At 55.2% G+C, this 24,889-nt stretch carries 19 protein-coding genes and 1 pseudogene; 2 read left to right on the forward strand and 18 right to left on the reverse strand.

Features of this window, described 5'->3' with window-relative positions:
• Positions 1 to 750 precede the first annotated feature (750 nt).
• Positions 751 to 1,410, forward strand: a pseudogene (locus AC07V9_RS00315) (SGNH hydrolase domain-containing protein).
• A 369-nt stretch (positions 1,411 to 1,779) separates the two neighbouring features.
• Positions 1,780 to 1,965 carry a hypothetical protein gene (locus AC07V9_RS00320; protein ID WP_495013712.1) on the forward strand — a complete coding sequence of 62 codons (186 nt, stop codon included), beginning with the start codon at positions 1,780 to 1,782 and terminating at the stop codon, positions 1,963 to 1,965.
• Positions 1,966 to 2,041: 76 nt separating this feature from the next.
• Here AC07V9_RS00320 and cysC read toward each other — a convergent pair whose 3' ends face one another.
• From cysC to hisC, 18 genes are all read right to left on the reverse strand, one after another.
• On the reverse strand, positions 2,042 to 2,644 hold the full coding sequence (cysC, locus tag AC07V9_RS00325) for an adenylyl-sulfate kinase (protein WP_495013713.1): 603 nt from the start codon (positions 2,642 to 2,644) through the stop codon (positions 2,042 to 2,044).
• Between the two features lie 30 nt (positions 2,645 to 2,674).
• Positions 2,675 to 4,150 carry a hypothetical protein gene (locus AC07V9_RS00330; RefSeq protein ID WP_495013714.1) on the reverse strand — a complete coding sequence of 492 codons (1,476 nt, stop codon included), beginning with the start codon at positions 4,148 to 4,150 and terminating at the stop codon, positions 2,675 to 2,677.
• Positions 4,151 to 4,320: 170 nt separating this feature from the next.
• Complete coding sequence (locus AC07V9_RS00335) at positions 4,321 to 5,433, reverse strand: glycosyltransferase family 4 protein (protein WP_495013715.1); 1,113 nt, start codon at positions 5,431 to 5,433, stop codon at positions 4,321 to 4,323.
• Positions 5,430 to 6,056 (reverse strand): NeuD/PglB/VioB family sugar acetyltransferase, encoded by a 627-nt coding sequence (locus tag AC07V9_RS00340; protein WP_495013716.1) that lies wholly within the window; start codon positions 6,054 to 6,056, stop codon positions 5,430 to 5,432. The genes AC07V9_RS00335 and AC07V9_RS00340 overlap by 4 nt, the downstream gene beginning before the upstream one ends.
• Positions 6,053 to 7,708 (reverse strand): glycosyltransferase, encoded by a 1,656-nt coding sequence (locus tag AC07V9_RS00345; RefSeq protein WP_495013717.1) that lies wholly within the window; start codon positions 7,706 to 7,708, stop codon positions 6,053 to 6,055. The genes AC07V9_RS00340 and AC07V9_RS00345 overlap by 4 nt, the downstream gene beginning before the upstream one ends.
• Positions 7,699 to 9,993: a glycosyltransferase gene (locus AC07V9_RS00350; protein WP_495013718.1), complete on the reverse strand. Its 2,295-nt coding sequence runs from the start codon at positions 9,991 to 9,993 to the stop codon at positions 7,699 to 7,701. Before AC07V9_RS00350 ends, AC07V9_RS00345 begins: the two co-directional genes overlap by 10 nt.
• Entirely contained in the window at positions 9,983 to 10,747 is a 765-nt protein-coding gene (locus tag AC07V9_RS00355; protein ID WP_495013719.1) for an ABC transporter ATP-binding protein, read from the reverse strand. The genes AC07V9_RS00350 and AC07V9_RS00355 overlap by 11 nt, the downstream gene beginning before the upstream one ends.
• The gene (locus AC07V9_RS00360) at positions 10,744 to 11,622 is read right to left on the reverse strand and encodes an ABC transporter permease (protein ID WP_495013720.1); all 879 of its coding nucleotides are present in this window, start codon (positions 11,620 to 11,622) and stop codon (positions 10,744 to 10,746) included. Before AC07V9_RS00360 ends, AC07V9_RS00355 begins: the two co-directional genes overlap by 4 nt.
• Entirely contained in the window at positions 11,623 to 12,708 is a 1,086-nt protein-coding gene (locus AC07V9_RS00365) for a DegT/DnrJ/EryC1/StrS family aminotransferase (RefSeq protein WP_495013721.1), read from the reverse strand. It abuts the gene before it with no gap.
• Positions 12,709 to 12,720: 12 nt separating this feature from the next.
• Positions 12,721 to 13,815 (reverse strand): GDP-mannose 4,6-dehydratase, encoded by a 1,095-nt coding sequence (gene gmd, locus AC07V9_RS00370; RefSeq protein WP_495013722.1) that lies wholly within the window; start codon positions 13,813 to 13,815, stop codon positions 12,721 to 12,723.
• 105 nt (positions 13,816 to 13,920) lie between these two features.
• Entirely contained in the window at positions 13,921 to 15,294 is a 1,374-nt protein-coding gene (locus AC07V9_RS00375) for a phosphohexomutase domain-containing protein (protein WP_495013723.1), read from the reverse strand.
• Positions 15,295 to 15,421: 127 nt separating this feature from the next.
• Positions 15,422 to 16,864 carry a mannose-1-phosphate guanylyltransferase/mannose-6-phosphate isomerase gene (locus AC07V9_RS00380; RefSeq protein ID WP_495013724.1) on the reverse strand — a complete coding sequence of 481 codons (1,443 nt, stop codon included), beginning with the start codon at positions 16,862 to 16,864 and terminating at the stop codon, positions 15,422 to 15,424.
• A 1,315-nt stretch (positions 16,865 to 18,179) separates the two neighbouring features.
• On the reverse strand, positions 18,180 to 18,419 hold the full coding sequence (locus AC07V9_RS00385; RefSeq protein ID WP_495013725.1) for a lipopolysaccharide assembly protein LapA domain-containing protein: 240 nt from the start codon (positions 18,417 to 18,419) through the stop codon (positions 18,180 to 18,182).
• A 17-nt stretch (positions 18,420 to 18,436) separates the two neighbouring features.
• Positions 18,437 to 18,736, reverse strand: coding sequence for an integration host factor subunit beta (gene ihfB, locus AC07V9_RS00390; protein ID WP_108237235.1), 300 nt, complete (start codon positions 18,734 to 18,736; stop codon positions 18,437 to 18,439).
• Between the two features lie 261 nt (positions 18,737 to 18,997).
• Entirely contained in the window at positions 18,998 to 20,689 is a 1,692-nt protein-coding gene (gene rpsA / locus AC07V9_RS00395; protein WP_495013726.1) for a 30S ribosomal protein S1, read from the reverse strand.
• Between the two features lie 121 nt (positions 20,690 to 20,810).
• Complete coding sequence (cmk, locus tag AC07V9_RS00400; protein WP_495013727.1) at positions 20,811 to 21,500, reverse strand: (d)CMP kinase; 690 nt, start codon at positions 21,498 to 21,500, stop codon at positions 20,811 to 20,813.
• A complete protein-coding gene (locus AC07V9_RS00405; RefSeq protein ID WP_495014110.1) occupies positions 21,497 to 23,704 on the reverse strand; it encodes a bifunctional prephenate dehydrogenase/3-phosphoshikimate 1-carboxyvinyltransferase in 2,208 nt (735 codons plus the stop codon). The genes cmk and AC07V9_RS00405 overlap by 4 nt, the downstream gene beginning before the upstream one ends.
• 40 nt (positions 23,705 to 23,744) lie before the next feature.
• A complete protein-coding gene (hisC, locus tag AC07V9_RS00410; protein ID WP_495013728.1) occupies positions 23,745 to 24,857 on the reverse strand; it encodes a histidinol-phosphate transaminase in 1,113 nt (370 codons plus the stop codon).
• Between the last annotated feature and the right edge of the window lie 32 nt (positions 24,858 to 24,889).

Genomic DNA, 24,889 nt, shown 5'->3' on the forward strand with positions numbered 1-24,889 from the left:
TCAAAAAGCCGATATTGGCTGCGGGAATTATCTCAATACTTTTTTATCTGTCGTGCTTTCGCAATGGACGCTCAGGCATAATCCGTCGACGGCCTTCCTCTTACCCTTCAGAGCGTACGAACTTTTGGTCGATTGCGCTATCGCGATCCCCAAAGGAGCCCGAGCAAAGTCACCGCTTCGCGACAACCTCTCTCTCTTACTTGGCATCGCGCTCATCACATCCTGCATATGCATTTTTAGTGCCGAGACCAGCTTTCCTGGTTTCAACGCGCTGTTACCTTGCTTGGGAACCGCCATCGCTTTAATGGCGGGCCGAAAACGCCCTTTTCTGTCGACCATGTTCTTAGAAAACGCAGCAGTCCGACACGTAGGCAGGCTGTCATATTCAATGTATCTTTTTCGCTGGCCACTCATCGTTTTCGGCAAACGCCTGTTTCCAGACGCAGAGAAGCTTGAGTTCAACTTCATTGTATTTGTCGCGCCCTAAATTCTTACAGCGCTATGCTTCAAGCTTATCGAAAACCGCTTCCGCGGACCCAAAATAAATAACTCGTCAGCGCGCATGTATAGTTATTCCCTCGCCTTCTTAATTTCTGTCATGGCGATCTCGGGACTCACGGTATACAACGACGGTTTTACTAAAAGCCCCGATGAGCGCGTAGCAAAAGCCATGTCATACATTCAATATGACCCCCTGCAGCATTTCCTACAGGCGAGTTTTTTTTTGAAGCCAAGCATATCCACAGCGGTATCGACTTCTCTCCATGTCTTCCCGAAGGCCGTTTGAAGAAGGCGATGATCTGGGGCGACAGCCATGCAGCGCAATACTATTTTGGATTAAAGCCTCTACTGGAACAGCACGGCTATTCACTGGCGCTTATTTCAGCTTCAGCCTGCCCGCCGATCGTAAACATCGTCGTCAAAGCAAACCCGAATTGCACAGAGTTCAACGCTCAGATTTATCCGGAATCATTAACTACAAACCGGATTTTGCTTATCTTGGGCGATAACTGAGTAGTGAACAGAGAAACCATGACCCTATTTGAAGCCCCCCTTCAGAAACTCCAGAAAACGCGCACGAAGCTGGTCATTCTCGGCGAATCTCCACTCTATAAGCGCAAGATTCCTGTCATCTTCTCAAAGCATGTAAAATCGGGAGAGAAGATGTATTCGTCGAAGGATCTGGAACGAGGATTCCTGGATGATTCCGAAAATGTGATGTCTCAGCGATTCGCGGGTCGAAGCGATGTCACGTATGTGCCGATCATGAAGATCTTGTGCCCGACTGGAGAGTGCCCACTCGCCTCAGATGATGGTTCCCCGGCACAGTTTGACATTGCGCACCTGACTGACAGCAGGTCCAAAACCTTCTCCAAGATGATACTCCCTGCGATTCTTGGTGGTGATTGAATTCGGGAATTATTACCGTACGGCGGCCAGCCCTATGACCCTAGGATAGCCGCCATCAGTCAACTGACGCCGTTGCTCAACGGTATTCAGTAGACGGCCGATCAGATGCCTTGGATGAGATTGCCGCTCGCACGGCAGTCTAATCGAAACCCATCCTCAGCATTGTTCCCGATTGCCTCATACGAGCGGCCAGCAGGACTTCTCCTGGTTCGGCATCGATAGAGTGCCGCCGCGACTGGTGTAGCGTCGACGATTCACACCACCGTAACGCTATAGCGTTAACTTCATGAAACAATCGGTAGTAATTTATGGCACACTGCCGCTACAATCAATGCCCCGTTTAAATCCCAGGTAGTAAGGATTGAAAAAATGAACGAAAAGGACTTCAGCTACGAGCTGCACGAGTCGAAATATCCGTCTCATTACGACGAGCCGTTGACCTTGAAAAAGCGTCGGGTCACCGTGGTAGCAAAACCCACACTTCTGCAAAAGTGTGTCTCGCTGTGGCTGTCTGCCCGCCCTCGCATCATGAGCGCCCGCCGGCCACGTTACTGACTGCGTTTCAAGCCTGCGTTGAAAACAGTCTTCCAAGCGTTTCAAACAGCGCCTTTTCCTAAGACGCTGTTTACGCTTAGGATCTATTCAGCTTCAGCATGAGCATCTCACCTAGTTCCTCCAGACATTCGGCAATCGATTTATCACTGGCGTCCAATGTAAGCGCTGGGTATTCCGGTACCTCATATTGAGCGCTCACGCCGGTGAACTCTTTGATCAGCCCGGCTCTTGCCTTGCGGTAAAGCCCCTTTGGATCATGCCTTTCACAGGCGGCCAATGGCGTGCTTAGATAAATCTCCATAAATCTTTCAGCACCGATGACTGACCGCGCCAGTTCGCGATCACGTTTCAACGGGGAGATGCACGCAACAATTGCGATCATCCCTGCATCACACATCAGTCGGGCGACCTCAGCGATTCTGCGGATATTTTCAGAGCGGTCTTGAGGCGTGAAAGTGAGATCTCGACACAGCCCGTGTCTCACATTGTCACCGTCAAGGGTGTAGGGCATTTTGCCCGCCTTAAACAAGGCCTGCTCCAACGCGAAGGCAAGTGTGGACTTACCCGCACCACTCAAGCCCGTAAACCAAATGACCAAAGGTCGCTGTCCCAGCCGCTGCGCTCGATCCACAGCCGTGACTGACCCGCGAGCCAAAACTATGTTCTCGTTCAAGTCCATATTTATGGTCCTTGTAAAACGCTGCACGAATTAGTTGGACGCTGGAGAAATGGAGGCGCCTAACCAACGTATCCCCAGAGCGCCAGCGATCATCGGCAGTTCTTCAGCTGTTAGCGACAGCACTAACTGACCATCAAGCGTCACCTTCAAACCGTCGCTATCTCTGTCAGCCTGAATGCGACCGCTGATGGGCAAGTCAGGTATATGGACTGACGCATCCGTGGTCCAGGCAACGCCGTCATTGGTCCACAACCCAAGCGATGCGTGCACATGGTCCTGAGGTTGGAGGAGTAGTGCATGCATGTCCGTATCACTGCCGTTGCCCTGATAGAGCACGACAGACACATGCGACGAATCATGCACCGGATCAAGGGCGTAACGGAAATCCAAAGAGGATCCGTCATCTAAGCTCTTTTGCGTGATGATGCACAACCCTTGAGGACCAGCCTTCCTGACGCCCCCTTCCTCCCGAGTCGGCACGCCCAGAATGCTCTCGAAATCCGCCCAGACTTCGGCCTCGAAAGAGGCAAGATTAGAGGCGCGCAAACTCAGCTCCTGTCTTCTGACGAAAAGATTTTGCGCTAGTAGCTGTTCCATACCGAGAAATACGTGGCCGTGATGAGCAAGGTCAGGAACGTTCAATAGGCGTACTTCATTCACTGCGCCGTAAGGTCCAAGACATAGATAGTCCAGCGTCTGGTAGGTCCGCCGATCAACGATCCATAAGCCACTCATGGAACTGCGACGCAGATCTCGTCCGGTCATTTGGCTCTCACCAACGACCAGGAAATCCTCGGTAGCGGCCAGGCCTCGGGTATAGATCGGATTTCCCGACGACCAGATGACCTCATTACTGGCTAGATCAATCAACGAACCGATGTTGCTATGGCACGAAATCTTCTGGCCTTCATCGGTTATCCAAATGTTGTGTAGCCCGGTCCGATTCGTGATGCTCTGCAACTCCACGATCTGCAAACTTGGATATTCCAGAACTGCAAGTGTCGCTCCCATATGGTGTCCATGGGCAATGACGTAGAGACGCCCGTCCCGTTCGAAGACCGAGTTGAGGTGGTCCCCCGTGATGTGCGCAGTGGAAAGCCGATCCCAGCGCGCTGGCGAAATCTGCTGTTCCTGAAAATGCCCCGGCTTGCGCAGGTCCAGAACAGTCAAGGCATTGCGTCCGGTGTTGGTGCAGACGATCCGGCCGTCACTGGCACAAATGACCTGATGGGGCGCTGACAGCACGCCTACGCTTCTCTCTAGGCCACTGGAGATATAACCTTTTTCCGAGTTCACATAATCCGTAATGTCTTGCATCGCGGCGTTATCCACGCAGGAGTGCGACAAGACAAGCTGATCAGAATGGGGCTGCCATGAAATGCCGTAATACTCGGGACGCTCGTTTTCGATCGGAGTAATGTTTTTTTTGGCTAAATCAACCAACAGCAAATAGCCCGTGGTGGCCACAAGCGCATAAATGGAATCCGACGAAGAGTTTTTAAACATTAGAGTGGGTCCGATTTTGCTTAAAAGACAACACGGCGGCATGGTGAACGTTTGCAACGCGAGGCATATGCAAATCCCATTAAAGCTGTGACCGCAGCGTTTCCAAAGATGCTATCGGCAGCGGATAGGGATAAGCGCTCCGAGAGGAATCGCAGTCTGATGCGCTACGGTCACCTTGCCAAGACTGTGCCATATAATTTTTTATAGTTGGCAACCATCGTATCGGCCCTGAAACATTCATCAAAACGCATGGCCGCGTACTTGCCTAGCTGAGTCGCTAATGCCGGATCATCCCAAAGCTGTCGCATCGCCGCCGCTAGCGCAGAAACGTCGCCAGGATTAACGACCAGGCCGGTCTGGCCATGAATGTTGACATAGGTGGTGCCCGTGCCGATTTCACAGGAAATCAGCGGTTTGCCGTACATTGCGCCCTCGAGCAAGGTCACGCCGAACGCTTCCGAACGAAGATGTGAAGGGAAAACCACTGTATTGCACAACTGCATTAGCGCCGACTTATCTCCATCCGACAGCCCGCCCAGAAAAAGCACGTTTGCCAGCTCTAGCGATTTTGCCTTGTGCTTGAGCGCCTGCTCGAGCGGCCCGCCCCCCACAATGACCACCGGCAGCCCAGTCAACTTCGCTGCGTCCAGCAAGTAATCCAGCCCCTTGTAATAGCGCAATGCACCCACGAACAAAAAGAAACGCTCGCCTACAACCGCGCGCCACCGATCCAATGAGTTGGTGTCGGGCACTGGATAGGTCTGCGGATCAATCCCGAGTGGAATGACGCTCACTTTATCTTGAAAACGCTGGAGCACTGAACTACTGGCCAGATAATTGGGCGAGGTAGCGACAATCGCATCGACACTGCCTAAAAATGTATTCATCAAGGGAGAATACATTTTCAATAGCGTTTTCTGCTTGACGATGTCGGAATGGTAAGTGACGACAGACGGTATGCTTACATGGCTGACAAAGTGCACCACGTCCATGAAGGGCCACGGAAAGTGGTAGTGCACTAGATCCACTTCCCGACAAAGACGTTTGAACATACCGAAGGCGCTCAGGGAAAAACCCGTTGATGCCAGATGCAAATCCTGTCGAGCACGGTGCACCTCGTGCTGGCCCACACGACCATCGTGCACCACAGGCCCCTTGCCCAACGACAGCACTTGCGCCTCAACTCCTACGCGCACGCCGCCTTCAGCCAGCTGAAAGATCACTTGCTCGACGCCTCCCATCGTGTCGGGCAAGTAGGTCTTGAAGAAATGAAGAACCTTCATGCAGGCAAGCCAGCGCGGCGTGCAGGTATCCCCACATAGATGCCCGGCTGCACCAGGTCTTTTACCGCACACCCTCCCGCGCCGAGTGTCACCTCGTTTGCAATCGAAATACCGTCAATCACAGTGGCGCTTGCGCCAATGAAGCACTGATGCCCTACACGGCTGCGCCCGGCGACAACAGCATTGACTGAAACGTGCGTGTAGTCGCCAATGGCGCACTCATGCTCGACTATTGAACCGGTGTTGATAATGCAGCCCGCGCCAACGGTCGCCATCGGCCCAATATGCGCGTGGTGCGCAACGAAGCTTCCGATCCCGACCGTCGCGCCCGCTCCCACGGTGGCGCGAGCAGAAATCAGAGTAGCCACTTTAAAGCCGCTCTGTGTCGCCCACTCTATTTGCTCCTTGCGCTTGCCATTATCGCCGGACGCCGGCAGCACCTCCCAACCTTCGCCGGGATCGAAGTCGATAGCCGCCATGACCGCAAATGAACAGAACCGCTCTCCGGGCCTGGCCTTTTCATCCAGAAAAAACAAGTCATCGTAGCCCAGTGACAATGCGACATCCGCCACGCTACGGGCATGCCCACCAAACCCCAGGATCAAAAGTCTCCGGGCACTCATGCAGCAGCACCTTCTTGTATGACCGACGCATCGGCAGAGATCACATCGAGCACTTGAATATGCTCATTGACGACATCGGTCCAGGTACGGCTGACCAAATGTTTGTAAGTTACAGTTTGCAATTCAACCAGCGCATCCCGGTTCTGGATCGCCCAATGGATCCGCGCCGACATGTCACGCCAGTCATAAGGATCGAAGAATGTCTTTTCCTGCATACCTTCGTCTGTGAGAATTTCTTCAGTGACCGGAATCCTAGCCATGACCACAGGCGTACCGACAGACAGCGCCTCAGTAAACGTGAATGGGCAGCCACCCTCACTCAAGCTAGGGTTCACCGCGACATCTGCTAGACGATAACAGGCGGCCAGTTCCTGAACGCTCAAACCATAGAGGCACAATACGTCGTTCTGCAGCCCATGCTCAGCGATGAATTTCTTGACCATCGGGAATTTTTCAGGATCCCCGGTAAGCACCAGTTTGTGCGTAACGAATTCGTGGCGCAGCAGATGTTCATAAGCTCTGAGGAGAGTGAGCATGTTCTTGTTCGGCCGAAACTGACTAGCGTAGAACAGAAACTTGAACTCACTGTTCATGAAGCCGACGGTGTAATTCTTATTTGAAGACTTACGTAATGCGCTGGAAAGGAGAGTCGAGCAGTAATGCGTCGATGTCGCGTCCAAGTCATGGAAGCCTCGGGTCGTGACCCACTGATTAAGCATGTTGGGCGCATGATGGATGACCGTGACGCTCGACGGCCGTACAGAATAATGGTCGACCAGCGTTTCCCACTTGATGGCATTGCTGTACGTCACGAAGTGCTCGCCAGTCTGAATAGCCTTGCGCACCGCTTCGAACGTTTGCAGATAACGGTCCCCGCCGACGCGGGAAAAGCCCACCGGAAAGTCGGACAGCACCACATCCGGCACGCACATCAGCTTTGGGGCCCTGATTTGGTTGAAGGCAGGCCAGAATGCCGTCGGGCTGTACCAAGCGCGTACCTCGCTCATGCGATTAATGATCGCAAGCATCCGTTCCGACTCCACGACCTCCATACGCTTGTAAAGGCGCAGCACGAAGGCGTCGTCCTTAGGCTCCCCCACAGCGCCCGTGAACCAGATGTTGATTTTTTTGAGAGGCTTGAGGATTCGTCTTGCCAAGCGTTTACCTGCACGGAAAAGCAAGACCGGCAGCGCAAGCAGCAGCAGTGGGCTCAACACCACCGCCGCGATTGCAGCCAAGAAGGCCTCGATTAATAGCAGTAAGACCCCAGCCGCGTTATGGGCGACCACCAATCGCTGTTCGACGTGGTCAAGCAGAGCTTGCCTGCACCCATAGAACTTTTCGGCAACCCAGCGTTTGAGAATCGATTTTCGCTTGCGCTTTTTACGATTCAGATAGGCTTCGTAAATCCTCAGCAGCATCGGTTTGCTGGCTGGGCTGAAAATCTCGAGTTGCTCGTCACTGATGCCTTCGCTGGAAAAAAGATCCACCAGACTCGCGCGCGACCAGCTCGGGCAAACGAGTGCGAATTTCACATCAGTGCGCTCGGAAGCGCCTTTGACGAAGGCCGCTAGGTAACGCCCCAGGCCTTCGTGCCGCAAGTCAAGACCTGGCGCGTACGCCAGATAGATACCATAGTGCTTTACAGACATTCTCTGATCTCCTCCCAATACTTGCCACCCAACCGGTCTACATGCTGCTCGTTCAAGCGATCGTGGCTGGGCAATAATGCAGACTTGGACAAGTGAGAGATTTCCATTTCCTTGAGCCGATGGGCTATATTCTTATAATCACCTGAATCCATCCATGTCAGATTCAGCGCAAATTGTTCATCGATTTCTCGCATGGCGGGATAATCGCTGCTCAAGGACGGCACGTTATAGTAGGCGGCCTCGATAACGCTGAATGTGCCGTTGTCAATTTTTCCCGCGTGGAGCAGGAAAGCAGCATTTTCCAGATAAGACCGATACTCGTAATCCGGAAGCTCTCCTAACCAACTCACGTTTTTCTTCAACGCTTTGTTGGATTTGAACAGCTGAATCGCAGGTTGGAGATGGTTAAGCTCGCTTTTTAACAGCTTCTTGGTACCCACCCCCGTCACCTTGCACCCCAGCTTGCCATCCAGCGTGCTGTAGTAATAGCTGAGCGCCTTGAATGCATTTTCATGGTTCTTGTGCGCGCTTGCATTTGTGGTCCACAAAAAATAGGAATGTTTAGCAGCCGGTGAAGCGAAAGAATGTTCAAAGCCCTTGGAAAAATCAGGTGCGAGCATCGGCAGTTTAACCAAACGCTTCTCGTCGACCCCTGCATACTGGATGGCATCATCTCGGGTGAAGTCAGTTGTGACCAACACCTTCTGTGCACGCCGGACGGCATGAATAAAGTGCTCGTCCGAACCCGACAGCGCTCGTTCATAACGCTGAAGATAGTCATAAACCATGAATAAACATGGGCGCAGCGGCAGCAGTGGCGCGTTAACCCTGTCAGATACGATGACCCAGGCATCACAATCGAGCAGCTGTTTGATGCCGTCGTCTGGCACCATGTAGTTGCCGGAAGTAGGTTCCCAGCCTTCATGGCCGGCATATCGCATGGCACGACGCGCGGTCTTCGCGTCGAGCATCCGCCAACGATACGAACGTCTCTGGATGTTGTCGTTTATATCGGAGAATTCTTCGTCCGGGTAACTATCTGGAAGGTCCAAATGGAGCAGGACAACGTCGACGGGCTCATCCCAATCTCGACTGCCGGAATAAAGTGCTTGTGCCAGAAGCTTGGCACCACGCAAGCTACCGCCCCGATATTCCACGGGCACCACAACAGCGATCTTTTTCTTCTTCGTTACCGGACGCTGGGGTAGTTCTTCTCGGTATGCAGCCAGCTCCGCCAAGATCTTCTCGAATCCAAGATGCCAGGCCTCTACCAGGTTTTCGGCACGCATGCCTTCGAGCAGAACACGTTGCGATGTGCGGATACGCTGAATCAGTTTCTCGTCGTCGTTGAGAATCCGGCGAATCTTGTCCTTGGCCTCGAGAATACTCTCGCAACGCCCGGGCAGCCCGATCCCACCCATCCGATCAAGAATGCCGCCCGCCATGAACACCAATGGCATGCCAACCCTGATAGCCTCGAAGGGGTGATAGTGAATATGGTTGGGTTCACTGGAGTGGTAAAACATGAGCCGGGACTCGGTCATGTTCCGCTCATGCTGCTCATTAGTGACAAATCCGAGCACATCTGGGTCATCTACTTCAATAGGCTGAGATCCGCCGATCTTGTAGGGAAACTCACCCATGTCGCGCCTGAACTCGTCATAGACCTTTTTGTAGTAACTGCTGAAGCCGATATCAGGGCAGACGAAGAAAATCTGCTTGTCGCGACCCTTCCAGGTATCGGTAATCGTGCAATTGCTTAACCCCAAGGGAAGGAAGACTTGCCGCTTCTGAAGATAAAGAGGTTCGACATTTGCTAAGTGATCGTAGGCGATCCCGAACCAGAGGCGACGGCCCAGACGCTTGACCGACTGGCTACCATAATGAAGCGCCTTCACGACATCGGCATAGGTAATGCTTCGGTCGAGTCCATAGGCACGCCAAATCGCAGCACCATCAAACGAACGGGCAACTTCGTTCATGAAACCAAGGGAATGACAGATGAAGAAACAGATATCAAAATGCTTGTTAGCGATTGCCCACGCCTCTTTGGTCGGCGCGACATACCAATTCTGAGCATTCAGAATCTCAAGATCTTCCGCAGGAATCGTCAGATTCGCGTCTTCAGAATAATCAACGCTTGCAGACCGAAAGCCGATTTCCTGTGGATAACTCTTTGGCAAGTAGATCTCATTGATGCCTACTGCCTTAAGCATGGGGAGTTCAAACTTCCGCGCAGACCCATGGTTCAGCAGCCACATCACACGCAACGGTTTAGCCGACATTATTCAATCCATTAATTCTTGCGTATTCTACGATGGATTCTTCAATTCCACCGTCAAACATTAGCGAACCGTGGTGAAACACCAGGCCCCTGGTACAAATCGAACGCAAGGCGCTCAGGTCATGAGACGCCAAGACGAGTATTTCTGCTTGCTCGATCAATTCGGTGATACGTGCTTTGGCCTTTGCCATGAAGTTTGCGTCACCCGCCCCGATCACCTCGTCCAGTAGCAGAATGTCACCGCCGACCGTAGTAGAGATGGCGAACGCCAAGCGCACTTGCATGCCCGCAGAATAGGTTTTGATCGGATAGTCGATGAACTCGCCCAGCCCCGCGAATTCCACGATTGCCGCCTCTCTTTCGCGCATGAACCGTGGAGAAACCCCCAAGAGCAGGCCACGGTAGAGAATGTTTTCTCGGCCGGATGCGTCGGGTTCGAACCCAAGGCTCAGGTCGAACAGTGAACGAACCTGTCCCACGACTTCCAATTGTCCGGCAGAAATGGGATAGAGCCCAGCCATGGTCTTCAGCAACGTACTTTTACCCGCACCATTGTGGCCGAGCAGTCCGACGCGCTCACCGCTGACAATTTCGAGGCTGACGTCTTTCAGCGCATGGATGTCAGCGACCTGACTCCTGCCCTGACCTCTGCCTTTGAAAATACCGGCCATCAGAGACTTCATCGAGCGCTCTTTATAGGCCACCGAAGCATAATGCAGGTTGACGCCATTAAGCGTTATGCGATTGCTGTTCATAGATAAAAAACCACTTTCCGTTCGGATTTCGACCCGACAAGCAACGCCATCAAAGCAAAAACCAGAACTGTGCCGAAGCTGAACAAATAGTTGTCAAGCGTAGGCCATTCCCCTTGCAACAATGGTGCCCGGATCAGCTGCAGAATGTGATAGATGGGGTTATAGTCCACCAGGGCATGCAGACCGCCCTGCTTAAATAGTTTTGCCTCGAAATAGACAGGGGAGACAAACCACAGCGCCTGCATGGCCAAGCCCAATACATGCGGGATATCACGGAAGCGTGTAGCAAAATAGGAAAGCAGGGTCGCTACCGGCCATGCAATCAATGCAAGTAAAGGATAGAGCGTCAGCACAGCCAGCCAACACCAGCCGAAATTCTGGGGCATGACGATCAATACCCAAACGAACAACGAAACGCTAGCCAGCATCAAAACGATCGAACTGCCTACCACTGTCCGCAACGTATAAATGGCCAGCGGATGGTTGCATTGCTTGATGTAGGAGTCTGCCTGCACAAAAGACAGAGAGCCGGCCACAGTATTGGCAGAAATAAAATCCCAGACAATGATGCCCGACAGAACATAGGGGGCATATGTCACGATTTCAGTGTTGAAAATCTTGCTAAACACTAGGCTCAGCAAAAGCGTCAATCCCAGTGGCTGGATGATTGACCAAAGTACGCCAAAAAAAGAACGCCTCCACCGAGAGCGGAGGTCTGCCAAAGCGAGATGCACCCAGAAATAGCGTGCATCCCATACACGGGAAAAATATGAAATCATTATTTCCTCTGGAATATTTGGCGACAACGCCAGGCATTGCCTGGCGCGTTGCTTGAAACCGAACCATGAGGCATGGACCTCATGGGTTTTACTCAATCAGTTCGAATAATACGCCCTGATCTCATCTGCAACCTGCTGCACCTCCTCGCGCGACAGCGTAGGGAAGCTCGGCAGGTTCACTCCGCGAGAGCCCAAGCTTTGCGCGACAGGAAAGTGTTCTTCCGTCTTGCAATGAGGCATGGTGTGAGCTGGCGGGAACAGAGGACGGGTTTCGACACCCTTCTCCTTCAGATGATCACGCAGTGGCTGACGCTGAGCCGGATCGTCCAGCAAGATCGAACACATCCAATAAGAGTGGCGATAGCCTTCAGGTTCCGCATGCAGAGCCAGTGGCAGCCCTTCGAGGGCTTCGCGGTACCAGTCGGCCAGCTGACGCTTCAGAGCGATTGTTTCGTCGGCGCGTTCCAACTGTGCCAGGCCAATTGCCGCACAGATGTTGGTCATGCGGTAGTTGTAGGCCAGTTCGTCATGCCAATACTCTCGCGTCTTGGACACACCCTGACTCTTGAGATGGCAAGCACGATCATGCACTGCCTTGTCCTTGCACACGACCATACCACCTTCACCGGTGGTGATGGTCTTGTTGCCGAAGAAGCTGAAGGTCGCCACATCGCCGAAGGTACCGACATGCTTGCCTTTGTACAGAGAACCAAAGGCCTCTGCACAATCTTCGATCAGAAGCAGGTTGTGCTCGTTGCAAAGCGCAACCACCGCGTCCATGTCGCAGGACAGACCGTACAAGTGAACGACCATCACGGCACGGGTCTTGGGGGTGATACGCGCCTTGATGTCCGCGACGCTGACGTTCCAGGTGTCGGCCAACGATTCGGCGTACACCACGGTCGCGCCGGTTTGCATGATGGTGTTGACGGATGCGATGTAGGTCAGCGTCGGGACGATTACTTCGTCTCCTGCACCGATTTCCAGCGCAGCCATGGCCAGATGCAGCGCGACCGTACCGTTACTGACAGTGGTCGCGTGTTCCGAACCGATATAGTCGGCGAAACCGGTCTCAAAGCGGGAGATGAACTCTCCGCGCGAGGAAATCCATGTCGAATCGAGACACTGATTGACGTACTCTTTTTCACGGCCGCCCAGATGGGGCTGATATACGGGAATCATTCAGAACCCCAATTATTCTTGAGTGTTGAAATACTTGTAGCCGTGCTGCTTGACCAACTGATCGCGCTCGGCTTCACGCAGGTCTTCACGCGCCATTTCTTCAACCAGCTGGGCGAAGGTAGTGGTCGGTACCCAGCCAAGCTTGTTCTTCGCATTGCTGGGGTCACCCAGCAGGGTTTCCACTTCGGCAGGACGGAAGTAGCGAGGGTCCACGGCAACAATGCACTTGTTGGTCGCAACGTCATAGCCCTTTTCTTCGGTACCGTCGCCTTCCCAACGAATGGCAATGCCCATTTCCTTGGCGGCGACTTCCACGAATTCACGAACCGAATGCTGCTCCCCAGTGGCGATCACGAAGTCCTCCGGCACTTCCTGCTGCAGCATCAGCCACTGCATTTCGACGTAATCGCGGGCATGGCCCCAGTCACGCAGGGCGTTCATGTTGCCCAGGAACAGGCACTCTTGCAGACCCAGTTTGATACGGGCCAGCGCACGGGTGATCTTGCGGGTTACGAAGGTTTCACCACGGATCGGCGATTCATGGTTGAACAGGATACCGTTGCACGCGTAGATTCCGTAGGATTCACGGTAGTTGACGGTGATCCAGTAGGCGTACAGTTTGGCGACCGCATAAGGAGAGCGCGGATAGAACGGCGTGGTCTCCTTCTGAGGAATTTCCTGAACCAGACCATAGAGCTCGGAGGTGGACGCCTGATAGAACTTGGTTTTCTTATCAAGACCAGCGATGCGAATCGCTTCCAGTAAGCGCAATGCACCCAGCGCGTCGGAGTTGGCGGTGTATTCCGGCTCTTCGAAGGAAACGGCTACGTGGCTCTGCGCAGCCAGGTTGTAAATTTCGTCCGGTTGCACTTCCTGCACGATACGGATCAGGCTGCTGGAGTCGGTCAGATCGCCGTGGTGCAGGGTCAGATCGTAGCCTTGAGCGTTGGGATCATGGTACAGGTGGTCGATACGCGCAGTGTTGAACAGCGAACTACGACGCTTGATGCCATGCACCGAATAACCCTTCTTTAGAAGGAACTCAGCCAGATAGGCACCATCCTGCCCCGTGATACCGGTAATCAACGCTACTTTCTTGTCACTCATCTTCTTCACCATTCAATTGGGCATGCAACAGTACAATTTCGTCCTGCGATGGGACGGCTCCAAAGTCCCTGACCTGGTGATCAGGGACTGCGTGTTAAATCCTTTCTATTTACTGTTCAGCAACCCCTCGATTTCCTTGACCTTCGCCGTCACCAGTTGCGGGTCGCGACGGCTCTCAACATTCAGACGCAGCAGTGGCTCGGTATTGGAGCCGCGCAAATTGAAACGCCATTCGTCAAATTCCAAGCTGATACCGTCAGTCTTGTCGATGTGCGAGCAGGTCGGGGAGTAGTGGTCGTAGACTTTGCCCAGTACCGCCTTGACGTCGTCCACCCTGTAATTGATTTCGCCGCTGCAGGGATAGGCTTGGATGCGCTCATCCACCAGTTGCGCGAGGGTTTTTCCGGATACCGACATCAGCGCAGTTACGAGCAACCAAGGGATCATGCCGCTATCGCAGTAGGCGAAATCGCGGAAGTAATGATGGGCGCTCATCTCGCCTCCGTATACTGCGTCCTCCTTGCGCATGCGCTCCTTGATGAAGGCATGGCCGGTCTTGCACAGCACTGGAGTGCCGCCCGCCAGGTTGACCTGATCGATCGTGTTCCAGGTCAGGCGTGGATCATGAATGATCTTCGAGCCCGGGTGTTGCTTGAGCAGCATTTCGGCCAGCAACCCAACGAGGTAGTAGCCCTCCACGAAACGGCCTTTCTCATCGAAGAAGAAACAGCGGTCGAAGTCCCCATCCCAAGCCAAGCCCAGATCACAACCGTGCTTGAGCAGGGCCTCCTGGGTAATACTGCGATTTTCCGGCAACAGTGGATTGGGCACGCCGTTGGGAAAGTTGCCGTCAGGCTCAGCGTTAATGATCACCCATTGGAACGGCAGCTTGTCCTTGATCGCCTGTAGGGCCGGTCCTACAGCACCGTTACCCGGGTCGGCAAGGATTTTCAGCGGACGCAAATCGGCATCTTCAACATAACCCAACAGGTGTTCGATGTACGCCGTCTTGTCAGGAGCCGATTTTACGCTGCCAACATCCGCAGCGACTTCACCCAAATCACCGGCGTCCACGCGCTGGCGAATCGCATCCAGACCCGTGTCTCCACTGATCGGGCGGGATTGGCGCTGCACCAGCTTCATACCGTTGTAACCCTTCGGATTGTGGCTGGCAGTGACCATCACACCGCCGTCGGCGACATAGTGGCTGGTGGCGAAATACACTTCTTCGGTACCGCACAGGCCGATGTCGATGACATCCGCGCCGGCGTCTTGAATGCCTTTGATCAAAGCCTGGGCAAGGGATGGACTTTCGAGACGCATGTCTCTGCCAACCACGATATTTTTGGCACTCAGTTCCACTACCATCGAGCGACCAATGCGATAGGCAATGTCGGCATCCAGGTCGGTAGGGACCTGACCACGAATATCGTAGGCTTTGAAGCAGCGTGTCTGAATAGCGGGATAGACGGAATTCATGTGTAAAAACCTATGCGACAAAAAACCCGAAGGTTTCTTTGTTCAGTATGAAGCAGCCTCACCAGCAGACTGCACGCAAACCCCGTGCGGAACGCCCGAGGCGAGGGTTAGGCACTGAAAATGGCGATTAGTTATCCACTCGACCGTAATTATCTTCGAAGCGCACGATATCGTCCTCGCCCAGATAATCACCGCTCTGCACTTCGATCAGCACCAGGTCGATGACCCCCGGATTTTGCAGACGATGCTTGTGACCGGCGCGGATGAACGTCGATTCGTTGGTGTTGAGCATCAATTCCTGCTGATCGTTGATCACCACCGCCATACCACTGACCACGATCCAGTGTTCGCTGCGATGGTGGTGCATTTGCAGGGACAGTGACGCCTTTGGCTTGACCACGATACGTTTGATCTTGAAGCGGTCACCGTTTTCCAGGGTGGTGTAGGTACCCCACGGACGGTGCACCGTGCGATGCAGCAGGTGCGCAGTATGCCCACCTGACCTGAGCTGCTGAACGATGTGTTTGACGTCTTGAGCGTGCTCTTTGTTGGTGATCAGCAACGCATCTGGCGTGTCCACCACCAGCAGATCCTGTACCCCCACCAGCGCGGTCAGGCGCTCTTCGCTGTTGACGTAGTTGTTGCGGGAGCCGTGTGACAACACCTCGCCCTCGAAACGGTTGCCATTTTCGTCCTCTCTGGTCAGCTCGCTCACCGCGTTCCACGAACCGATGTCGCTCCAACCGATGTCGCAAGGAATCGTCGCAACCTTTGCAGAGCGTTCCATCAACGCGTAATCGATGGAAATGTCCGGGACCTTGGCAAAGGCATCCGCATCGAGCGCCCGACAGCTATACCCCTTGGCGGTCGACAGACGGGAATCCTGAAGCGTCTGGATCACAGCATCGACGACGTCAGGCGCGTGATCACGCAATTCTTCCAGTACGGTGCCAACGCGGAAGCAGAACATGCCCGAGTTCCAGTAGTAATTACCGGCACTTACATAGCTTTTGGCGGTTTCAAGGTTAGGCTTTTCGACAAACCGGGCGACTTTCTGGCCCGCTTCGAGCCTGTTGCGCGCATCAGCTTCTATGTAACCAAAACCGGTTTCGGGATAGGTTGGCTGGATCCCGAAGGTGACAAGCCAACCTTGAGAGGCGAGCGACACTGCGCTATTGACCGCAGCAGCGAATGCCGCGTGATTCTGAATGAGATGGTCCGCCGCCAGCACGAGCATGCAGGCATCGTCGCCACGAGTCTCTTGAAGCTGCAATGCGGCAGCAGCCACCGCGGCAGCAGTGTTACGGCCGAAAGGCTCAAGAATGTAGCTTTGCGAGTGATGCGCGTGGTCGACCGCGCGATATTCATCTTCGGTCTTGAACAGAAGCTCACGATTGGTGACGGTAAGTATTTCAACGACGCCGTCAAGGTCCGAGGCGCGAAGGAAAGTCTTTTGAATAAGGTTCTGCCCATCAGGCAGCTGCATGAACGGTTTGGGATGGGTCTCACGGGAAACTGGCCACAGTCGGCTGCCTACGCCACCAGACATGATTACGGGAATCAATTCCATTCTAAAATCCTTAGTCCTCGCCAGGTTCAGCACCCGGCAAAGGTATTAGTAGTGTTACAAACCGCAATCAGAATTCGTCGGCCCTGCGCTTGAACCAGCCGTGACGGGCTTCTTGACGTGCGCGCTACGCAAGCAGGCCGTTATTCTACAGCTAGCAAACAAATTTACGAATGTTCACTTTGATGAATTCCAGCCTTTTCAAGCATTTCGGACGAGCATCCTGAAACCGTGACATCATAAGGACATTATCGCAGGCCGCAAAGCGGCGAATTAGACGGGTGGAAGGCACACTCGCCCGTTAATGATAATTTGCGTCAGTAGGAGGACTAACGCGCCATTAACGTCCTCGATCGTGCTGCGTACCTGCGTTCGAGCGACTGCTCAAGCTTCTAAGTGCAGTCCCGCCCCATGAACTAACTCTGGCTCGCGCGACCCTTGTTTCATTCCTGTAACAAACGCAAGCATCTCCTCCTGAACAGCATGAGCAGAGTAGCCACCAATGGTCTACATACCGCCATTGCCTGGTAACGCTCCTTGCCCCATACTTCTAGGCCCCGCAATCACCAGGCTGCTTACGGCTTGCAGATGCTGACTCCGGGTGTCGATGATCAGCTGATCGAAATCCAGTGGGCTGCGGCCGCAGCGCACGCACTGCCCCCTTTCATCGCCCCAAATGTCATCAAATGCTTTGCAGACTTCCGTTGAACACCGCGCGAGTGGAGAATCGAGGATCACCAGCCATTGAACCAGGTGATCGGCATTGCGTCGTCTCGCCTGCCTCGGGCTCACTATCACCGGCTGCACCTTGGGGTAAAGAGTGTCCTCGACACTTGTAGAGCAATCCACCGCTCGACCAACGCAGAATGCCGGGATCAACACCCTACCGCTATCAGCCAGCACTCTGTCAATGACGGCCTCCAGCCGTTTCTGGCGCGTAGCGCGATCCTCGTGCAAACAGTAGCCCTATGCACTTTCGAGCAACGGAATGTCAGCTTTTTTCAGGGATGTGAGATCGGGCAAATCGGCGCTTGGGAAGAGCCTCCCTCAGAGCTCGGCACAGACCAGTGTTCTTGAAGATATTGCATGTCATATTCAACATAGACCGAACAGAGGGAAAAACCCTCTACGGCGCCATGGTGGGTGATTTTTGGGTACGGCATGTAAGGCACTCTCTTGATCCGCCCGCTAGAAAGCAGCAGAGATTACCCCTTCAAAACATGAAAATCAGGCAAAGAGGTTTTCGAGATTTTTCGGAAGTATTCAGGAACACTTTAGCTTAGGCACATGCCCAGCGTTAAGCAGTGTCCAACAACGCTCAGACCAGACGCGAGCGTTTGGTTTTGCCACGCAGGCCCGCGAACCAGGCGAGGATCGGTCCGATCATCATCCCGACGAGTAACGCGACAATCACCGGCACAGCCATCGGCAACGCAGGCGCCGACCAGCCGAAGAACACCAACGCCACAGGCTGCTGGTTTTCAAACACGAACACTACCGTCGCCGATACGATAAGCACGACGACGACAAAGAAGATCAGGTGTTTGAGTTTGCGCATCAAATCCCCCTAGAGGCTTATTGGAGCCCGTGCTCCTCCTCTTCGTTCACGCGGTCGCGCAACTCTTTTCCTGGTTTGAAGTGCGGGACGAATTTTCCGTCGAGGCTCACGGATTGCCCTGTCTTGGGGTTCCGGCCTACGCGTGGGGCGCGGTAGTGCAGGGAGAAGCTGCCGAAGCCCCGGATTTCGATACGGTCGCCTGTGGCAAGGCATTGCGACATCTGTTCAAGCATGGTCTTGATGGCCAGCTCAACATCTTTGGATGAGAGCAGTCCTTGATGGGTGACAATTCGTTCGATCAACTCCGACTTCGTCATATTTTTCCCTTCTTTTTCAAGCAGCTAGGTTAAGCGCTTTGAAGGTTTTAGCACGCGGGAAAACATTTTGCCACCCCACGCATGCACATATATGAGCCGAGAGTCCAGGCAACCAGACATTATTTTTCACCACTCGCCCGACGGACCTTGTCGCACGCGGCGTTTCGCTTGATTGCTCAGGCGTCAGGACTGATCCAGTACCAAACAACCGCCCACAAAAAAGGGCGACCGAAGTCGCCCTTTTCACTGGTCAGACAGAACTCAGTTCTGTTTTTCCATTTGAGCACGCAACAGGTCACCCAGAGTGGTAGGACCCGTGTTTTCTGCGGTGTCAGGCTTGCTACGCAGGCTCTGAATCGCTTCCTTCTCGTCTTCAACGTCTTTCGACTTGATGGACAAGCTGATCACACGGCTCTTACGGTCAACGCTGATGATCTTGGCTTCGATCTCTTCGCCTTCTTTCAGGACGTTACGCGCGTCTTCAACGCGGTCACGGCTGATTTCGGAGGCTTTGAGGGTAGCTTCGATGTCGTCGGCCAGAGTGATGATGGCGCCTTTGGCGTCAACTTCTTTAACGGTACCGCGAACGATAGCACCTTTGTCATTGACAGTGACGTACTCGGAGAACGGATCGCTTTCCAGCTGCTTGATACCCAGCGAGATGCGCTCACGCTCAGGATCAACAGACAGGATCACGGTGTCGAGTTCGTCGCCCTTCTTGAAACGACGTACGGCTTCTTCGCCCACTTCGTTCCAGGAGATGTCGGACAGGTGAACCAGACCGTCGATGCCGCCGTCCAGACCAATGAAGATACCGAAATCGGTGATCGACTTGATGGTGCCGGAGATCTTGTCGCCCTTGTTGAACTGGCCAGAGAAGTCTTCCCACGGGTTCGACTTGCACTGCTTGATGCCCAGGGAGATACGACGACGCTCTTCGTCAATGTCCAGAACCATGACTTCCACTTCGTCGCCGACTTGTACGACTTTCGACGGGTGGATGTTCTTGTTGGTCCAGTCCATTTCGGAAACGTGTACCAAGCCTTCCACGCCTTCTTCCAGCTCAGCGAAGCAGCCATAGTCGGTCAGGTTGGTGACGCGCGCGGTCACGCGAGTGCCTTCTGGGTAACGTGCCTTGATAGCAACCCATGGGTCTTCACCCAGTTGCTTCAGACCCAGGGAAACACGATTGCGCTCGCGATCGTACTTCAGGACTTTTACATCGATCTCATCGCCAACGTTGACGATTTCCGATGGATGCTTGATGCGCTTCCAGGCCATGTCGGTGATGTGCAGCAGGCCATCGACGCCACCCAGATCGACGAATGCGCCGTAATCGGTGAGGTTCTTGACGATACCCTTGACCTGTTGACCTTCCTGCAGCGATTCCAGCAGAGCTTCGCGCTCGGCGCTGTTTTCGGCTTCCAGAACACTGCGACGGGAAACGACAACGTTGTTGCGCTTCTGGTCCAGCTTGATGACCTTGAATTCCAGCTCTTTGCCTTCCAGGTGCGTGGTGTCGCGCACTGGACGGACGTCAACCAGAGAACCTGGCAGGAACGCACGGATGCCGTTAACGTCGACAGTGAAGCCGCCTTTAACCTTACCGTTGATAACGCCCTTGACCACTTCTTCAGCTGCGAAAGCCGCTTCCAGAACGATCCAGCACTCAGCACGCTTGGCTTTTTCGCGGGACAGCTTGGTCTCGCCAAAGCCGTCTTCGACCGCGTCCAGCGCAACGTGCACTTCGTCGCCGATCTTGATGGTCAGCTCGCCAGCATCGTTGTGGAACTGCTCCAGCGGGATGAGGCCTTCAGACTTCAGACCAGCGTGAACGGTGACCCAACCAGCCTGGTAATCGATATCGACGATGATCGCGGTGATGATCGAACCGGCCTGAAGGTTAAGAGTCTTTAGGCTTTCTTCGAAAAGTTCAGCAAAGCTTTCGCTCATTTTAATTCCTGTTGATAAGGGCGAAGAATACGCCCATCTGCCACGCTCCAGACAACGTGGGTTTCGTTCATATGAAAGAAAGCCTGCGGGACTATGACTGGTCTCCCACATGGCTTCCTGGTCATCCAGCGAGATCGCGAATCGCGACTTCACTCAGGATGCGTTCCAGCACCTGCTCGATGGACAATTCGGTGGAATCCAGCTGGATAGCGTCATGCGCTGGTTTGAGCGGGGCTACCGCTCGCTGGGTGTCGCGCTCATCGCGGACACGTATCTCATCTAGCAGACTCGACAGACTAACATCGTCACCCTTGGCCTTCAACTGCAAATATCGGCGACGGGCACGCTCTTCGGCGCTGGCGGTCAGGAAAACCTTCAACGGCGCGGCGGGGAACACCACCGTGCCCATGTCGCGACCGTCTGCAATCAGGCCCGGAAACTCCTGGAACGCACGCTGGCGCTGCAACAACGCCTCACGCACCGCCGGCAGCGACGCCACCTGCGATGCACCGCTGCCGATCTGCTCATTGCGGATCTCCAGGGTGACGTCCTCGCCTTCGAGAATGATGCGCTGACCGTGGTCATCGGTCGCCGCCTCGAATTGCACATCCAGATGCGCGGCCAGAAGCTTGAGCGCTTCTTCGTTGGTCAGGTCAACGCCATGATTGCGCGCGGCGAAGGCCAGCAGACGGTACAGCGCGCCGGAATCCAGCAGGCACCACCCCAGACGTTTGGCCAGCATACCGGCTACCGTACCCTTCCCGGAACCGCTTGGTCCGTCGATCGTAATGACCGGAGCTTGAACTTTCACGATTGCCCCTCTTGCGCTACACGAATACCCACCTGGGCACACAGCGCCAGGAAATTGGGAAAAGAAGTCGCTACGTTGGCGCAGTCCCGGATCCGGATCGGATCGGTCGCGCGCAACGATGCGATGCTCAAAGCCATGGCGATACGATGGTCACCATGACCGTTGACTTCACCGCCGCCGATATTGCCGCCTTCAATAATCAGGCCATCGGCAGTCGGTTCAACCTTGATGCCCAGGGTTGTCAGACCATCGGCCATGACCTGGATGCGATCGGATTCCCTAACGCGCAGCTCTTGTGCCCCGCGCAGTACAGTCCGCCCTTCGGCGCAGGCCGCCGCAACGAACAGCACCGGAAACTCGTCGATGGCCAGCGGTACCAGCGACTCGGGGATCACGATGCCCTTGAGTTTAGCGTGACGCACACGCAAATCAGCCACAGGCTCGCCGCCCACTTCGCGCAGATTCTGCACTGAAATGTCCGCGCCCATCAGGCGCAGGATGTCGATCACGCCGGTACGCGTCGGGTTGACGCCAACATGTTCGAGCAACAGATCCGAGCCTTCGGCGATTGACGCCGCCACCAGAAAGAACGCCGCCGACGAAATGTCCGCAGGCACTTCGATGCGCGTCGCCGTCAACGTGCTGCCCGCCTCAACCGACGCCGTTGCACCATTGCCGGCCACCGGGTAGCCGAAGCCACGCAGCATACGCTCAGTGTGATCGCGGGTCGGCGCAGGTTCAGTGACGGTTGTCGTGCCTTGGGCATACATCCCGGCGAGCAGCAGGCAGGATTTGACCTGAGCGCTGGCCATCGGCATCACGTAACTGATGCCATGAAGCGACTTGCCACCGCGAATGGTCAAGGGCGGTCGGCCGTCGGCTGCCGTTTCGATCACCGCGCCCATTTCGCGAAGCGGCTCAGCCACTCGTCCCATTGGACGCCTGGACAGCGAGGCATCGCCGGTCAGGACGCTGTCGAATGCCTGCGCCGCGAGCAGGCCGGACAACAGACGCATCGAAGTGCCGGAATTGCCCAGATAAATCGGGCCCGGCGCAGGCTTCAGGCCATTGAGGCCGACACCGTGAATGGTCAGCTTGCCATGATGAGGGCCTTCGATGACCACGCCCATGTCGCGAAACGCCTGCAGGGTCGCCAGCACGTCTTCGCCCTCAAGGAAGCCTTCAACCTCCGTGATGCCTTCAGCCAGAGAGCCAAGCATGATCGAGCGATGGGAGATCGATTTGTCCCCCGGCACACGAATCTGCCCTGTGACGCTACCGCCCGGCTGAGCGACAAAGGCCACGTCGGTGGCTGCGGCTTTTTCGACGTAAGCGCGACGCGCAAGGATCTTGCCGAAGTGTTCGCGAGCCACACGGGCGCGGGTAAACACACCCAGCAACTGGTGACCATCGCCGGCATCGACCGCATCACGCAGCGCATCGAGATCGCTGCGGAAGGTGTCGAGGGTGCGCAAAACGGCCTCGCGGTTGGCGAGGAAGATGTCGTGCCACATCACCGGATCACTGCCGGCGATGCGGGTGAAGTCCCGGAAACCGCCCGCGGCGTAACGGAAGATGTCGAGGTTCTCGTTGCGCTTGGCCAGCGAATCCACCAGACCGAAAGCCAGCAGATGCGGCAAGTGACTGGTCGCAGCCAGCACTTCGTCATGACGCTCGACCTGCATGTGCTCGACATCAGCACCCAGCGCCGACCACATCCGATCGACCAGCGCCAGGGCGTCGGGATCGGTTTCAGGCAGCGGCGTAAGGATGACTTTATGGCGACGGAACAGCTGCGCGTTGGACGCCTCTACCCCGCTCTGCTCGGAGCCGGCAATCGGGTGGCCCGGCACGAAACGCGCAGGCATAGCGCCGAACACTTCGCGCGCAGCACGCACGACGTTACCTTTGGCGCTGCCGACGTCGGTCAGCACGGCATTACCCAGATCGAGTCTGGCGAGCACGCCCAGCAGTTTTTCCATGGCCAGGATCGGCACGGCCAACTGAATGACATCGGCACCAACGCAGGCAGCAGCGAGATTGTCTTCACAGCGATCGACGACACCCAGTTCGACGGCGAGCTTGCGCGATTGAGGGTCGAGATCGACGCCCACCACCTCGCGACACAGGCCGCTTTCTTTCAAGCCTTTGGCGAACGAGCCCCCGATCAAACCGAGGCCGACCACCACCAGGCGGCCGATCATAGGCGCAGCGGATTGCACTGGCGTGACATCGCTCATGACATCAACCACGCGCCAGAACCTTGCTCAAGGCTTCCAGAAAGCGGCTGTTTTCTGCAGGCAGCCCGATGCTCACACGCAGATGGTTGGGCATGCCGTAGCCGCCAACCGGACGTACGATCACGCCTTCACGCAGCAAGCCTTCGTAGACTGAAGCCGCTTCGCGGCCCAGATCGACGGCGATGAAGTTGGCTTTGGATGGAATCCAGCTCAGGCCTTGCGCGCGCAAGCCCTCTTCGAGCTGCTGCATGCCGGCTTCGTTCAAGCGGCGGCTTTCGGCGACGTATTCGGTATCGCCCAGCGCGGCACAGGCTGCGGCCAGCGCGAGGCTGTTGACGTTGAACGGCTGACGCACGCGGTTCAGCACATCAGCTACCACGGGCGAAGACAGCGCATAACCCACGCGCAGTGACGCCAGGCCGTAGGCCTTGGAAAACGTGCGCGACACCAGCAGGTTCGGGTAGTCGGCGAGGAAATTCAGGCCGTCCGGCAGCTCGGCGCCTTCGGCGTATTCGATATAGGCCTCGTCCAGCACCACCAGCACGTCTTTCGGCACGTCGGCGAGGAAGTCAGCGAGTGCTCGCGGGCCGAACCAGGTGCCGGTCGGGTTGTTCGGGTTGGCAATGCAGACCACGCGGGTGTTGCTGTCGATGGACGCCAGCATTGCCGGAAGGTCATGACCCCAGTCTTTGGCCTTGGCCACGCGCGCGTTGGCACCGACCGCTTGAGTGACGATCGGGTAGATCGCGAACGCGTGCTCGCTGAACACGGCGTTCAGGCCCGGTGCCAGATAGGCGCGGGCGACGATTTCCAGGATGTCGTTGGAGCCATTGCCCAGCGTCACCTGATTGGCCTGAACGCCACAGCGTTCGGACAACAGCTGCTTGAGGTCAAAACCGTTGCCATCGGGGTAACGGGTCAGCTCGGCGAGCGCTTCGCGAATCGCCGCCAGCGCCTTGGGGCTTGCGCCCATCGGGTTTTCGTTGCTGGCCAGCTTGATGATGCGAGCCGGATCGATATCCAGTTCACGCGCCAGTTCGTCCACCGGCTTGCCGGGAACGTAAGGCGATAGTTTTTGCACGCCGGGCTGTGCCAGCGTGAGGAAGTCGCCGCTCATGTACCGCTTACCTCTTCAAAGAAATCCGCAGG

It is taken from the genome of Pseudomonas sp. GW821-FHT02A11, assembly GCF_059421985.1.

Bases quoted from the DNA above. Each gene is read 5' to 3' on its own strand.
- cysC (WP_495013713.1), bottom strand. From the start codon at position 2,644: ATGGACTTGAACGAGAACATAGTTTTGGCTCGCGGGTCAGTCACGGCT.
- AC07V9_RS00340 (WP_495013716.1), bottom strand. From the start codon at position 6,056: ATGAGTGCCCGGAGACTTTTGATCCTGGGGTTTGGTGGGCATGCCCGT.
- AC07V9_RS00355 (WP_495013719.1), bottom strand. From the start codon at position 10,747: ATGAACAGCAATCGCATAACGCTTAATGGCGTCAACCTGCATTATGCT.
- AC07V9_RS00350 (WP_495013718.1), bottom strand. From the start codon at position 9,993: ATGTCGGCTAAACCGTTGCGTGTGATGTGGCTGCTGAACCATGGGTCT.
- hisC (WP_495013728.1), bottom strand. From the start codon at position 24,857: ATGAGCGGCGACTTCCTCACGCTGGCACAGCCCGGCGTGCAAAAACTA.
- AC07V9_RS00375 (WP_495013723.1), bottom strand. From the start codon at position 15,294: ATGAATTCCGTCTATCCCGCTATTCAGACACGCTGCTTCAAAGCCTAC.
- AC07V9_RS00385 (WP_495013725.1), bottom strand. From the start codon at position 18,419: ATGCGCAAACTCAAACACCTGATCTTCTTTGTCGTCGTCGTGCTTATC.
- AC07V9_RS00405 (WP_495014110.1), bottom strand. From the start codon at position 23,704: ATGATCGGCCGCCTGGTGGTGGTCGGCCTCGGTTTGATCGGGGGCTCG.
- AC07V9_RS00335 (WP_495013715.1), bottom strand. From the start codon at position 5,433: ATGAAGGTTCTTCATTTCTTCAAGACCTACTTGCCCGACACGATGGGA.
- AC07V9_RS00365 (WP_495013721.1), bottom strand. From the start codon at position 12,708: ATGATTCCCGTATATCAGCCCCATCTGGGCGGCCGTGAAAAAGAGTAC.
- AC07V9_RS00320 (WP_495013712.1), top strand. From the start codon at position 1,780: ATGAACGAAAAGGACTTCAGCTACGAGCTGCACGAGTCGAAATATCCG.
- gmd (WP_495013722.1), bottom strand. From the start codon at position 13,815: ATGAGTGACAAGAAAGTAGCGTTGATTACCGGTATCACGGGGCAGGAT.
- AC07V9_RS00380 (WP_495013724.1), bottom strand. From the start codon at position 16,864: ATGGAATTGATTCCCGTAATCATGTCTGGTGGCGTAGGCAGCCGACTG.
- AC07V9_RS00330 (WP_495013714.1), bottom strand. From the start codon at position 4,150: ATGTTTAAAAACTCTTCGTCGGATTCCATTTATGCGCTTGTGGCCACC.
- ihfB (WP_108237235.1), bottom strand. From the start codon at position 18,736: ATGACGAAGTCGGAGTTGATCGAACGAATTGTCACCCATCAAGGACTG.
- AC07V9_RS00345 (WP_495013717.1), bottom strand. From the start codon at position 7,708: ATGTCTGTAAAGCACTATGGTATCTATCTGGCGTACGCGCCAGGTCTT.
- rpsA (WP_495013726.1), bottom strand. From the start codon at position 20,689: ATGAGCGAAAGCTTTGCTGAACTTTTCGAAGAAAGCCTAAAGACTCTT.